Here is a 12,746-nt window from a genome sequence, read left to right on the forward strand (position 1 = left end):
AACTATAAAGGAGAGAATTGCCATGGCCGTTATGACCGCGCCGCCTTCGAATAAGGCCGCCATTGTCGATGTGAAATTCCCCCATAAGGCTTTGGTTGATCGCCTCAGCCCCGGCGGGCGCTATATCGATGCGCAGACCGATGTGGACAGCCCATGGGTGCCCTTTGGCGAAAACGCCGCGATCAAGCATCTGGCCTTTGATGTGCGGCAAAACCTGTTTTCGAACATCCTGTGGGTCAAGGGGCCGGGCGTGATCGGCACCCATCTGCATCGCGGCACGATCACCATGGTCTGTCTCGAAGGCAGCGTGCGCTATCTGGAATATGACTGGACGGCCACGCCGGGCGGCCTCATCCTCGAAGTGCCGGGCGAAAGTCATACGCTGGTGACCGAGCATCCCGAAGGGTGTAAGCTGTTCGGATGGATGCAGGGCCCGATCGACTTCTTCGACGATCAGGCCAATCTGGTCGATACCGCCGATGTGTGGTGGTTCATCAACCACTATGAGACCTATTGCCGGGACAATGGCCTCGCCATCAATCCCAAGCTCTACGTCTAAAGGGCGCGGTCTGATGCGCGCGGTGGTGATGCAGGGGCTGCACAGGCCGCTGGCGCTCGAAACCTTGCCCGATCCCACGCCGGAGGCCGGCGAGATCGTGGTCAAGGTTGGGCGCTGCGGCATTTGCGGGTCGGATCTGCATATGACGGAAGACCCGGCCTACGGCATGGGCGCGGGCAGCGTTTTGGGCCATGAATTCGCAGGCGAAGTCGTGGCGTTGGGTAAAGGCGTTGAAGGGGGCGTCGAAGGCTTTGCCACGGGCGATCTGGTCGCGGTCAGCCCGCTCAAAAGCTGTGGCCATTGCCCCGCCTGTGTGGCGGGCGAGGTGGCATGGTGCGAGCATTTCGGGCTGCAAGGCGGCGGCTATGCCGAATATGCCGTCACGCGGCCCAATCAATGCGTGCGCCTGCCCAAAAGCGCCAGCCTTGCCGATGGGGCGATCATCGAGCCTTTGGCCGTGGCGCTGCATGGCATCAATCTGTCGGGGATGAAGGTCGGCGATAATGTGCTGGTGCTGGGCGGCGGGCCGATCGGGCTTGCCGCCGCCTTTTGGGCGCGGCGGCGCGGCGCGCGTGCGGTGGTGGTGCAGGATGTGGCCCTGTTTCAGGCCGAGCGCGCGCTGGCGATGGGGGCAACCGGCTTTGTTGCAGAACCTGACGATCCGGTCGGGGCGGCAGAGCGGGCGCTGGGCGGCAAGGCCGATGTGGTGATTGAATGCGTGGGCCGTCCGGGCCTGATCGCGCAGGCGGTGCAGCAGATCCGCCCGCGCGGCACGATCCTGCTGCTGGGCCTTTGCACCCAGCCCGACACGTTCAATTCCTTTGCCATGCTCTCCAAAGAGGTCCGGCTGGTCACCTCGGCCTTTTTCCGCACGCAGGAATATGAGGCCGCCCTCGACGCCCTGTGCAGCGGGGCGCCCGAGCCGCGCCATCTCGTGTCCGACACGATTGCCCTGTCCGACACGCCCGAGCGTTTTGAGGCGCTGCGGCGGCGCACCCATGACTGCAAGGTGCTGATCAGCCCGTTTGGATAGCAAACCCATGCGCAACATCGACTATTTCGACAAATCCGCCGGGCTTTATCCTGATCGCCCGGTACTGAAGACCCAGCAGGGCACGATCACCTATGCCGCGATGCAGCGGATGACGCACCGTCTGGCGGGCGCCATGGTGGCCGCTGGCCTGCAACCGCAGGAGGCCGTGGCGATCATGTCGCCCAACCATCCGGGCGTGCTGACGGCGATGCTCTCGCTGTGGCGGGCAGGGGCGGTGTGGATCCCGGTCAACACCCGCAACGCCATGCCCGACACGATTGCCTATCTGCGCTATGTGCGTGCGGGTTGGCTGTTCTATCATTCCAGCCTTTCGGCCGAGGCGCATGAGGCCGCGCGGCAAGTGCCCTCGATCCGGCATCTGATCTGCCTTGATGCGGCCGATGCGGGCAATCCCAGCCTCGATGGTTTCATGCTGCCCGCCGATGCGTCATCCTTTCCCGATCTGGGCAGCCCGGACGGGGGGGACCGCGAACTCTGCGCGATCATCGCCACGGGCGGAACCACCGGCCCGGCCAAAGGGGTGCGCGCGCTGAACCGCAGTTGGGGCACGATGCTGGAGAGCATCGCTATGCTGATGGCGGTGAAAGAGATACCGGTGTTCCTCGCCACGGCGCCTTTGTCGCATGCGGCGGGTCCTTTCGCGCTGGCCGGGATCGCCATGGGGGCGACGATTGTGATGCTGCCCGCGTTTGACGCTCATGCGGTGATGGAGGCGATCCAGACCTATCGCGTCACCCATATGTTCCTGCCGCCCACCGCGCTTTATTCGATGCTGGCCCATCCCGATGTGCGCCACTATGATTATTCCAGTATGCGCTATTTCCTGCTGGCCGGATCGGCTTGCAGCCCGGAAAAGCTGCGGCAGGCGGTCGATGTCTTTGGCCCTTGCCTGTGCCAATCCTATGGCCAGAGCGAGTTTCACCTTATTGCCACATGGCTGCCGCCCGAAATCTTGGCCGCCGCCGCCGCAGGGGATCACCCCGAACGGTTGGCCAGTTGCGGGCGGGCCACCGTCTCTGTGCGCGTGGAATTGATGAATGATGATGGCGCGCTGCTGCCCATCGGCGAGGTGGGCGAGATCGTCGGGCGCGGGGGCATCGTGTGCGACGGTTATTTCGAGATGGAGGAAGCCACCGCCGACGTGCGCGGCCATGGTTGGCACCACACGGGCGATGTGGGCCGCCGCGACGAGCATGGCTTTTTCTACATTGTCGACCGCAAGAAGGACATGATTGTCACGGGCGGCTTCAACGTCTTTTGCAGCGAGGTGGAAGCCGTGGTTTCCGAAATGGCGGGCATCCATGAATGCGCCGCCATCGGCATCCCCGATGAAAAATGGGGAGAGGCGGTTAGCGTGCTGGTGGTGGCCGATCCGGTGAAGGCGCCCGATGCCGCCGCGATCATGGCCCATTGCAAGGCGCGGCTCGGCAGCGTCAAAGCGCCCAAACATGTGTTCTTTCGCGACGACCTGCCGCGAACCCCGGTGGGCAAATTCGACAAGAAGGCCATGCGTGCCGAGTTTTGGCAGGGGCAAAGCCGCAGCGTCAATTAAACAGCGCTTTTATCCCCGCAGGCTTAGGGCCTGACGATCAGGCCGCCCACCGCCTTTGGCGCTGCGCCCCGGCATGGGCGGGGCGGCCGCTCTGGAACCGCGTGCGGCAGCAGACGTCTCTTCCGACATTACCGCATTGTTCTGGGCAATGGTGCCCATTTCCGCCACGGTCTGATTGGCCCTTTGCAACTTGCCCGCCTGTCCTGAGGCCTTTAAGAATGAAAAGATATTGCGCTCGAAGGCCCTGAACGTCGTCTGTGGATGGCTCCCGCGTTGCAAGCACTTTTTTGAAAATCTGACGGTCGGTCGGGTGCAGTCGTCTGTCCGGCCTGTTTGCGCAGTCGTTTCGGACTGCTGGCCCTGATGGGGTCCGCGAACAGGGTTCCTATCGGGTTTGCAGGCTCGATCACCTACGACGTTCACTGGATTGTCCCTGTTCCCGGTCTGACCGGTTTCGCCATCATTTCTCTTTGCGCTCACAACTTCGTTTGGCTGGGCTGCTCAGCCATATTCCATTCTCATGCCGCCAATACCGGCGCATGCGCCGCCTGATAGATCTCGCCGCGCGTCATCACGGCCCATGCAATCCGCGCCATTTTGTTGGCCATCGCCACACTGGCCACTCTGGTGGACTTCCTTGCCAGCAGGGCGACGATGCGCGGGTCAACTGCTTCAGGCTTGGTCTTGGCGCGACGGATCATCGAGGTCGCCCCGATGACAAGCAACTGCCGCAAATATTTGTCGCCCATCTTGGTGATGCGCCCGAGGCGCTCCTTGCCGCCACTCGATTTCTGGCGCGGGGTCAGGCCAAGCCATGCGGCAAATTGCCTGCCCGAACTGAATTGGTGAGGATCAGCGACCGATGCGGCAAGCGCTGTTGCACCGATCGGGCCAATGCCCGGGATCGTGGCAAGGCGACGGGCCACCTCATCGCTTCGCTGCAGAGCATCGAGGCGCAGGTCGAGCTGGCGCAGCTGGGCATGAAGATCCAGTGCAAGCCCGCACAGCATAGCGATCACGTGTGCCGCTTGTGGTGGCAGATCAACGCTAGCTTCACCATCGACGATTTGACGCGCCATCTGCAATGCCCGGTCCAGACCGACAGGAATGGCGATCCCAAACTCGGCAAGCTGGCTGCGCATCATGTTGACCAACTGCGTACGCTGCCCAATCAGCAGATTACGTACCCGGTGCAGCGATAGTGCTGCTTGCTGCTCGCGTGATTTGATGGCCACGAACCGCATCGTCGGGCGTGTCACCGCCTCGCAGATCGCCTCCGCATCATTGGCATCGTTTTTGCCACGTTTTACATAGGGGTTGACGTAAGCAGGCGGCATCAATCGCACTTCATGGCCAAGGTTTTGCAGTTCTCGAGCCCAGTGGTGCGAGGTCCCGCAAGCCTCGATGCCGACAAGGCATGGTGATAGCTTTGCGAAAAAGGGCAGCATCTGCGCGCGGCGCAGCGTCTTGCGCGCGACGACAGTGCCCTCCTTGTCGACACCGTGAACCTGAAAAACATTCTTGGCCAAATCGAGGCCGATCGTGCTAACTTCCATGGTGGATGGCTCCTTTGCTCGGGTTTGCCTGACAGCAACCCATCTTGGCACCTAGATGCCGTGAGCGGGAGCCATCCACCTCATCCGGTTTGAAGGGGGCGGGCGGTCAAGCATGGCGACTCACCGGCTTGGCTCAAAGGAGGGGTGGCGAATGCCCGGTCGGCTAGCCCTGCTTAACTCTGGCAATTTCAGCCTCGTCGAGCTGGCGGATCTCGATATTGCGAAACATGACTTCAGCGGCCTCGAATTCAAGTGCAATGCGCCCGCCGGTAAGTGGTCGCGGCATGCCGCTGGAATCGTGACCGTTGATCATCGAAAACACGGTCAAGACGATCCGTCCGTTCACGAGATGTGCGGCCTGATCGCCAAAGGCGTAGAGATCCAGCGTGTTCCAGCCATCCAGGCGCTCATAATTGCCGGAGTGCCGGAACCACTGACGAGCGATATTGCCCGCCACAACAGGCTCTTCGTAAGTCTTGGGGAGAGATGGTATCCAGTTTGGCCACAGTGGGGTGCCGCCCAGCAACAGCCCTTGAAGGCCCTTGGTATTGACCATGATGGCATCGCCAACGTCGCCCTCTTCAATCTGGAATTCGACGCAGTTCGGGAACAAGCGGTCCCGTTCTGGGCCCATGTGATACAAGAGACCGCTGTTTCTGCGCTGAAGACTGCGGGGCGTAAAGCGATCCAAACCCCATTTGAACTCCAGACGCAGGTGATAGTTGCTCCACTCCCGCGTTGTCGCAATGTGGCCCATCGTCGATTCCTGCGAACGGTCGAAGGCCGGACCGAGAAAATGGAGGGTTCCGTTTTCGATTGTTACAGCGCGGTGGAGGTCTTGATCGCCCACTTTGTCGTGAAAAAACGTCCACCCCTCAAGATTTTTGCCATTGAACAGCCGCTGCCATTCTCCCCCCGAAACGCGCGCTGGGTCTGCGAGCACACGAAAAGGGAGCAAGTTCGAGACACCTGCCAGTCCAAGGCCCTTGAGGGCAACGCGCCTGCCGATCAACTCATCCTCCATTATTAGAATTTTAATTCTATAGTATCTAGCAGCTGTCGCGCATTCTGCCAACTGGGCATCTGCAGAACCTTTCCGACGGGATTGCAAAACAGATCGCGGCAGGTGTGGCAGCCGAGACCCGGCCGCCCAAAACCATTCAAAAATGTCAGCTACAGGCCATGAATGGATGACCGCTTCGGTTTATTCAGCGAATGTCGTCCTTGGCGGCCCCGATCGTGGCGCGGGCGCGGCTTCTGCCCTCGTCCTGCATCAGCGCTGCGACTTTGGCTTGGACATAGGCGGCGATCACCTGCGGGGCGAATCCATCAAGGCGCGGCGGAAGCGGACGGTCATTGCGGAAACAGTTCGACATGGATGTCGCCCGTACGGCCATAGTAGACCACACGGCGGCCGAGGAACGAGACGAGATAACCAGCGCAGCCTGCCGCCGCCACATTCCGGCTGAAGGCCTGATACGTATAGGCCTGATCGCCCGACTGCGCCCAGCGGATCTGGGCCTCGACGACGGCTTTATCGAAGGCTGCCGCCACTGGTCCGGCATGAGAGGGCATTGGCAGGTCCAGCGAAGTGCCGTCAGGCAAGTAAAAACTCTGCGCGCTACGCCGATAATCGACCGCATAGCCTTCGAAACCGGCCTCGATCAACCGACCGATGATGGCGGGAAAGCTGAGCGAGCCATCATGGGTTGCATCAAGGCATTGCTGCGCAACAGCGGCAAGGTCGGCAGCAGGGGCGGGATCCATCATCATCCTCTCAAATTACTCCACCGGCGCGGTGGTGAGCGCATGGGCGTTAATCAGCTTATGCAGCAGCCCCCTGAGAGCCGCATGGTCTGCATCGGACAGGCCGATAAAGAAGGCGGCATCACTCTCGTCCGCCAGACGGGCCAGCGCAGGCACCTTGGCGATGCCTTCATGCGTGAGCGACAGGCTGTGGGCGCGTTTGTCGTTGGGGTTGTCGGTGCGTGCAATCAGGCCTTTGTCCAGCAACCGGTCGGCGAGCTTACTGATCGCACCCTTGGTCATCCCCATCTTGCGCGCCAGCAAGCTGGGGGGCAGCGGTTTTCCACCATAAAGCGCCCGCAGCATGACCCATTCGGCTAAAGTGACATCTTGGCCGGCCAGCTTGCCGGCGAAGCCCTGTGACACGGCGTTCGACACCATGCGCATGAGAAAGCCCGTGTGGGCGGAAAGATCGGAGACAGGATGCATCGGGCTCATCACATTGGTTGACATGGAAACTAGATAGGGAAAGTTTCCATGTCAACCAGTCCGAGTGGACGAGAATTTCGTTCAGCGAACACAAGTCGGTGGCTGCCGACGCTACGCTTCCTAAAATGATATGATCGCAGATGAACTGAAGGCAGGTGGCCACGACGCAATTTGGGCGCGCCAACGTCTGCTTTGGCTAAGGTTTTCGCGTGCTTGCGTACGAAAACCTTTCATGTAGGAAACCCGGGGGCCGCATAGGTTGAGTTATGGGGCTCAATTGTATCCCATTCGGACACCGTGATGCCAGTAGAGTACATTTCGTCGTGTACGAGCTTTGTACGATGGCCTTTCACATACGCTCTGCCTGAGTAAGCAGAGGTTTTCGATACCGATTGCATAGCAAAAAACCGTTGGAAGGGCGGTAATCCCTGCGCAGTTCATGAAGCAACACATGAGTAGATTCCGATGCTATTGCATTTCTCCCATTTGCTTATGGGTCATCTGTCGTCCAGTCATGTCTGAGCGCGCCTGCTGCGCGGATCAGTACTGTTCCAGAAAGGAAAATCATGCGCGCCCTTCCTCTTGGCATCATTGCTTTTGGCTTGCTTGCCGGTTGTTCCGACTATGGTGATCAGGGCCGCATGCGCATGGGATCGGGGGGGTATGATTATAACCGTCCTGATCCCGGCTACGGTGGCTATGAGGCCGACCGCTATTACCGCAATGACCCAAACCGCTATCAGGAAAGGCGATTGTCGCGTGATGAACGCATCTATCGCGGGCAGGATGGGCGATATTATTGCCGCCATTCCGATGGCACGACGGGGCTGATCGTCGGCGCGCTGGCGGGTGGGGTGTTGGGCAATGCCATTGCGCCGGGCGGATCGGAAGTGTTCGGCACGGTCCTTGGCGCCATTGCCGGAGGGGCGGCCGGTCAGGCCATCGACAGCCGCGCAGAGGCGCGTTGCCGGTAAACGCTTCGTTTCATGCCTCGGCCTGGCGCGATGGGCCAGCCAACCATAAAGGAGCCGGCAATGCCGCTTGGCCTTCTTCTTGTCATTGTGCTGCTAGTGTTCCTTTTGGGCGGTTTTAGCGGGCGGTTCGGCGGCTATGGCTATGGCTATGGTCATGCCGGGATCAGCGTTATCGGCGTGGTGCTTGTCGTTCTGGTTGTCCTGCTGCTGACCGGTCGGCTGTGAGATGCCGGCATTCGTCAGCCCTGTGACCGACACTTTACAGTAATAAATCCCTGATGAAATCGAGGATTACGAAATATGCCCCTTGTAAACCTGATTGTCGTGCTCATCGTAGTCGGAGTAATTCTCTGGCTCATCAACAACTATCTGCCGATGGATGGCAAGATAAAGTCCATCCTGAACGGTGTGGTGGTGATAACGGTCATGATTTGGCTGCTTCGGGTGTTTGGCCTGCTGGATTCGCTTTCGACCATTCACATCGGAAAGTGACAGGCAAACAGCAGCCTGCGGCTACGCCTCTTTAGCCACCCCAGCCAAGTGGAGCCAAGGCATGCGCGTTCGAACATTCGATATGGCTGGCCTTCTTGAATTCATTCCCGCCAAGATCGGCGATGGGCGGGGCTATTTTACCGAAATCTGGCGAGAGGACCGGTTCTGTCGAGAGGTTGGGCTCGTGGGCTTTATGCAGGAAAACCAGTCTTTGTCGGCACGGGCCGGCACCATCCGGGGGCTGCATGTTCAGACCCACCCCGCAGCCCAAGGCAAGCTGGTGCGTTGTATCGCCGGGGCCATTATGGATGTTGCTGTCGATATGCGAAGAAATTCTCGGACCTATGGCCAATGGTGCGCTGTTGAATTGTCTGCGGAGTGCCTCAATCAATTTTGGATACCTGTGGGATTTGCCCACGGGTTTTGCACGCTGGTTCCCGATACTGTCGTGACTTATAAGGTTACAAACTACTACAGTCCAGACAATGACAAGGGTGTGTTGTGGGACGATCCGGCCATCGGCATCGAATGGCCCGCCATCGCCGATGAGGCGACACTCTCGCCCAAGGATCGGGTGCAACCGACTCTGGCCCAATCCGAAATTCTGTTCTGACAAAAAGGATCAAGCCTATGCGCGTGATTGTGACCGGCGGCGCCGGCTTTATCGGCTCGGCGCTTGTGCGTCATCTGGTCCTTGATCGGGGCTATGACGTGCTGACAATCGATGCCTTGACCTATGCGGGCAATCTGGCCTCGCTCAAACCCGTAGAGGGGCGGGGCAATCACCATTTCCTGCGGGCCGACATTCGTGATGGCGCAATGATGGCGCAGGCCATGGCCACGTTCCGGCCTGACCGCATCATGCATCTGGCCGCCGAAAGCCATGTCGACCGCTCGATCACCGGGGCTGATGATTTCGTGCAAACCAATGTCCTTGGCACCTTCGCCCTGCTGGAGGCGGCGCGGGCCTATTGGGACGGGCTGGACGTGAGGGCCAGGGCTGGTTTCCGCTTCCTGCATGTCTCCACCGATGAGGTCTATGGCAGCCTTGGGCTGAGCCGGACGCATCTGTTTCGGGAAGACACGCCCTATGATCCTTCCAGCCCCTATTCGGCCACCAAGGCCGCCAGCGACCATCTGGCCAAGGCATGGCAGCGCACCTATGGCCTGCCGGTGGTGGTTTCCAATTGCTCGAACAATTACGGGCCTTGCCACTTTCCCGAAAAGCTCATTCCGCTCACCATCCTGAACGCGTTGGAGGGCAGGGAACTGCCCGTCTATGGGCGGGGCGACAATATCCGCGACTGGCTCTATGTGGAGGACCACGTGCGGGCGCTGGACCTGATCGCGGCCAAGGGCCGGGTCGGGGAAACCTATAATGTCGGTGGCCGAAACGAGCGGCGCAACATCGATGTCGTGCGCGCTATCTGTCATGTGCTGGACAGGCTGTGCCCGGGGCCGACCGCGCGTGAAAGCCTCATCCGCTTTGTTCCCGATCGGCCCGGCCATGATGCGCGCTATGCCATCGATGCCAGCAAGCTGGAAAACGAACTGGGCTGGCAGGCGTACGAAACCTTTGAAACGGGGATTGAAAAGACCGTCCAGTGGTATCTCGAAAACCCCGGTTGGTGGCAGCCTTTGCGCCAGAATTATGATGGCCAACGGCTGGGCCTGCTGGATCAATGCGCATGAGGATTGCGGTAACGGGCAAGACCGGACAGGTGGTCAGCGCCCTGATCGAGCGCCATGGTGGGCATGATCTGATCGCGCTGGGTCGACCGGGGCTGGATTTGTCCAGGCCCGATAGCATTGCCCCCGCGATCCGGGCGGCGCGTCCCGATCTTGTCGTTTCAGCCGCCGCCTACACCGGCGTGGATGAGGCCGAGCTGCACCGTGAGCAGGCCATGGCCATCAACGGCATTGGCGCTGGCGAGGTGGCGCGCGCCGCGTGGCAATTGTCGGTCCCCCTGATCCACCTGTCGAGCGACTATGTCTTTGATGGCACCAAGGATGGGCCATACACCGAACAGGATATTCTGGCGCCGCTGGGCGTTTATGGCTTGAGCAAAATGGCCGGTGAACGGGCCGTAAGGGCTGCGCATCCCGGCGCGGTTATCTTGCGCACGGCATGGATCTACAGCCCGTTCGGCCACAATTTCGTCAAGACCATGCTCAGGCTGGCCGCGACGCGGGACGAAATCGCGGTGGTGGCCGACCAGATCGGCAATCCAACCAGCGCGCTCGACATGGCCGATGCTGTGCTGGCGCTGGCCGAGAGGCTGGCCGGTGATGGCGCGCGCAAAGAAGGCCGGGTGTTCCACCTGGCCGGCAGCGGCGAGGCCAGTTGGGCCGATCTGGCCGAAGCGGTGTTTGCCGCCAGCACTGCGGCTGGTGGCCCTTGGGCAAGGGTGCGTCCGATCACCGCTGCACAATATCCCGCTGCGGCGATGCGGCCGGCCAATTCGCGCCTGTTCTGCGGCGCGATGGCCGATGCCCATGGCATCCGGTTGCCTGATTGGCGCGCCAGCGCGGCCCAGGTTGTTTCGCTATTGGTTCGCACACAGGAGAAGGCGATATGAAGGGCATAATCCTGGCAGGCGGCAATGGCACAAGGCTGCATCCGATGACGCTGGCGCTCAGCAAGCAACTGATGCCCGTCTATGACAAGCCGATGATCTATTATCCGCTGACCACCCTGATGCTGGCGGGCATCCGGCAAATCCTGATTATCACCACACCCCATGATGCGCAGGTGTTTCGACACTTGCTGGGCGATGGGGCGCAATGGGGGCTTGAGATTGCCTATGCGGTCCAGCCCGAGCCGAAGGGATTGGCGCAGGCCTTTACCATTGGTGCGGATTTCATCGCGGGCGAACCCTCCTGTCTGGTGCTGGGCGACAACATCTTCTTTGGCCATGGCTTGCCTGACCTGATGGGGCGGGCGTCCAGCGCGCTCGATGGCGGGGCGGTGTTTGCCTATCATGTGTCCGACCCCCAGCGCTACGGCGTGGTCGAATTCGACACACAGCGGCGCGCGGTCAGCATTGAGGAAAAACCCCGGCATCCGCGCTCCAATTGGGCGGTCACGGGCCTCTATTTCTATGATGCCGAGGTGGTCGATATTGCTGCGGGCATTCAGCCTTCGGCGCGCGGCGAAGTGGAGATCACCGACATCAACCGGATCTATCTGGAACGCGGCAAATTATCGGTGATGGAGATGGGGCGCGGGTTCGCATGGCTGGATACGGGCACACCTGACAGTTTGCTGGAGGCCTCGGAATTTGTCGCTACGCTGGAGCGGCGGCAGGGGATGAAGATCGCCTGTCCCGAAGAAATCGCCTGGCGCATGGGGTTCATCGCCGACAAAGGCTTTTCCCAGGCAATCGATCGGGTGGGTAAGGGGGCCTATGCTTCCTATCTGCGCGCCCTGACCGATGGGCGCATTGCTTTGGGCGCGCATTCGCCCGTTATGCCGGATCATGCAGTCCTGTGAACGCAAGCGGTTCTGTCGGAGCTTTGCTCCCCCATCGATCGCCCGATACGGCGCATCGCAAACTCACCGCGCCATTTTCATACCAGGCCGTTGGCCATCGCAAAGGCAACCATATGCGAACGATTGCGCGTGCGTGTCTTGAGGCGGATATGGTCGATGTGCCGCTCCACTGTGCGTGGCGCGATGGTCAGCTGTTTGGCGATCTCCTTGGCGGACATGCCCAGGATGACGCAACGCAGGATTTCGTATTCCCGGTTTGTCAGGGGGTCCGGGCGGGATTCGGTATTTTCGTCCATAGCGCCGCGCCTCCCTGAGCGATGGTTTTATGCGGCAAGAAAATAAATTCGGGCCGCTGCAAGCTTATCATGGTCAGTCAGAATGGCGCTCTTTGCAACGGTAATACCAGTACGTAAAAAACCTAGTGTGATACTAACATGGGGAATTTTGACCTGACGTATGGTAAAATAAGCGATCACTATTAATTGAGGTGATCGCGAAAAAAGCATCCAATTTTTTTATAACCATATGAAATAATGCCCAATGGTTATGATCATTTTTGGGGAAAGGGAGGAATATGTCGGATCATTGTGCAAATTTGCGACTCACCATCCGGGAAAAAGAAGTGGTCTGCCTTGTTGCGCGCGGAATGTCGGCAAAAGAGGTGGCAATCATTTTGGCAATTGCCCCGTGTACTGTTGAGCGACATGTCGAAAATGTCCGCCTCAAGACACGGACCCGCAACCGCGTTCATATGATCGCCTATGTCATCCGGAACGGCATGTTGCCCGACAGTCCGTCGGTCTACATTGTCAATGCTGCCTAGCAGTTCGA

17 protein-coding genes are annotated in these 12,746 nt (G+C 60.0%); 11 read left to right on the forward strand and 6 right to left on the reverse strand.

Going from position 1 to position 12,746, the window contains the following annotated elements:
* Positions 1–22: 22 nt before the first annotated feature.
* The 3 genes from FHW96_RS12765 to FHW96_RS12775 are packed head-to-tail and all read left to right on the forward strand — an operon-like array spanning position 23 to position 3,165.
* The gene (locus FHW96_RS12765) at positions 23–559 is read left to right on the forward strand and encodes a 2,4'-dihydroxyacetophenone dioxygenase family protein (RefSeq protein WP_172340953.1); all 537 of its coding nucleotides are present in this window, start codon (positions 23–25) and stop codon (positions 557–559) included.
* A 13-nt stretch (positions 560–572) separates the two neighbouring features.
* Positions 573–1,592, forward strand: coding sequence for an alcohol dehydrogenase catalytic domain-containing protein (locus FHW96_RS12770; protein ID WP_172340954.1), 1,020 nt, complete (start codon positions 573–575; stop codon positions 1,590–1,592).
* A gap of 7 nt (positions 1,593–1,599) precedes the next feature.
* On the forward strand, positions 1,600–3,165 hold the full coding sequence (locus FHW96_RS12775; protein WP_172340955.1) for a class I adenylate-forming enzyme family protein: 1,566 nt from the start codon (positions 1,600–1,602) through the stop codon (positions 3,163–3,165).
* A gap of 518 nt (positions 3,166–3,683) precedes the next feature.
* On the opposite strand, the gene FHW96_RS12780 is transcribed toward FHW96_RS12775, so the two are convergent.
* From FHW96_RS12780 to FHW96_RS12800, 5 genes are all read right to left on the reverse strand, one after another.
* Positions 3,684–4,721 carry an IS110 family transposase gene (locus tag FHW96_RS12780; protein WP_172340956.1) on the reverse strand — a complete coding sequence of 346 codons (1,038 nt, stop codon included), beginning with the start codon at positions 4,719–4,721 and terminating at the stop codon, positions 3,684–3,686.
* 163 nt (positions 4,722–4,884) lie between these two features.
* Positions 4,885–5,745 (reverse strand): DUF1080 domain-containing protein, encoded by an 861-nt coding sequence (locus FHW96_RS12785; RefSeq protein ID WP_172340957.1) that lies wholly within the window; start codon positions 5,743–5,745, stop codon positions 4,885–4,887.
* A 184-nt stretch (positions 5,746–5,929) separates the two neighbouring features.
* Complete coding sequence (locus FHW96_RS12790) at positions 5,930–6,097, reverse strand: hypothetical protein (protein ID WP_172340958.1); 168 nt, start codon at positions 6,095–6,097, stop codon at positions 5,930–5,932.
* Entirely contained in the window at positions 6,075–6,494 is a 420-nt protein-coding gene (locus FHW96_RS12795; RefSeq protein WP_216650880.1) for a DUF1398 domain-containing protein, read from the reverse strand. The genes FHW96_RS12790 and FHW96_RS12795 overlap by 23 nt, the downstream gene beginning before the upstream one ends.
* 9 nt (positions 6,495–6,503) lie before the next feature.
* Positions 6,504–6,980, reverse strand: coding sequence for a MarR family winged helix-turn-helix transcriptional regulator (locus tag FHW96_RS12800; RefSeq protein ID WP_216650881.1), 477 nt, complete (start codon positions 6,978–6,980; stop codon positions 6,504–6,506).
* A 542-nt stretch (positions 6,981–7,522) separates the two neighbouring features.
* Here FHW96_RS12800 and FHW96_RS12805 point away from each other — a divergent pair.
* The 7 genes from FHW96_RS12805 to rfbA all read left to right on the forward strand — a co-directional run bounded on the left by FHW96_RS12805 (position 7,523) and on the right by rfbA (position 11,915).
* Complete coding sequence (locus FHW96_RS12805) at positions 7,523–7,930, forward strand: glycine zipper 2TM domain-containing protein (RefSeq protein ID WP_172340959.1); 408 nt, start codon at positions 7,523–7,525, stop codon at positions 7,928–7,930.
* 60 nt (positions 7,931–7,990) lie between these two features.
* Positions 7,991–8,155, forward strand: coding sequence for a DUF3309 family protein (locus FHW96_RS12810; protein WP_172340960.1), 165 nt, complete (start codon positions 7,991–7,993; stop codon positions 8,153–8,155).
* A gap of 75 nt (positions 8,156–8,230) precedes the next feature.
* Positions 8,231–8,422, forward strand: a complete 192-nt coding sequence (locus FHW96_RS12815; protein WP_172340961.1) for a Thivi_2564 family membrane protein — start codon at positions 8,231–8,233, stop codon at positions 8,420–8,422.
* Positions 8,423–8,483: 61 nt separating this feature from the next.
* Complete coding sequence (rfbC, locus tag FHW96_RS12820; protein WP_172340962.1) at positions 8,484–9,035, forward strand: dTDP-4-dehydrorhamnose 3,5-epimerase; 552 nt, start codon at positions 8,484–8,486, stop codon at positions 9,033–9,035.
* Between the two features lie 17 nt (positions 9,036–9,052).
* A complete protein-coding gene (rfbB, locus tag FHW96_RS12825; RefSeq protein WP_172340963.1) occupies positions 9,053–10,114 on the forward strand; it encodes a dTDP-glucose 4,6-dehydratase in 1,062 nt (353 codons plus the stop codon).
* Positions 10,111–11,001, forward strand: a complete 891-nt coding sequence (gene rfbD, locus FHW96_RS12830; RefSeq protein ID WP_172340964.1) for a dTDP-4-dehydrorhamnose reductase — start codon at positions 10,111–10,113, stop codon at positions 10,999–11,001. The genes rfbB and rfbD overlap by 4 nt, the downstream gene beginning before the upstream one ends.
* Positions 10,998–11,915 (forward strand): glucose-1-phosphate thymidylyltransferase RfbA, encoded by a 918-nt coding sequence (gene rfbA / locus FHW96_RS12835; protein WP_172340965.1) that lies wholly within the window; start codon positions 10,998–11,000, stop codon positions 11,913–11,915. Before rfbD ends, rfbA begins: the two co-directional genes overlap by 4 nt.
* Positions 11,916–11,992: 77 nt before the next feature.
* On the opposite strand, the gene FHW96_RS12840 is transcribed toward rfbA, so the two are convergent.
* Positions 11,993–12,211, reverse strand: coding sequence for a response regulator transcription factor (locus FHW96_RS12840; RefSeq protein ID WP_172340966.1), 219 nt, complete (start codon positions 12,209–12,211; stop codon positions 11,993–11,995).
* A gap of 278 nt (positions 12,212–12,489) precedes the next feature.
* Between FHW96_RS12840 and FHW96_RS12845 the strand changes: the two genes are divergently transcribed.
* Positions 12,490–12,738: a response regulator transcription factor gene (locus tag FHW96_RS12845; RefSeq protein WP_172340967.1), complete on the forward strand. Its 249-nt coding sequence runs from the start codon at positions 12,490–12,492 to the stop codon at positions 12,736–12,738.
* Positions 12,739–12,746: the final 8 nt, after the last annotated feature.

The sequence above is a fragment of the Novosphingobium sp. SG751A genome (assembly GCF_013149295.1).
Taxonomy (GTDB): Bacteria; Pseudomonadota; Alphaproteobacteria; order Sphingomonadales; family Sphingomonadaceae; genus Novosphingobium.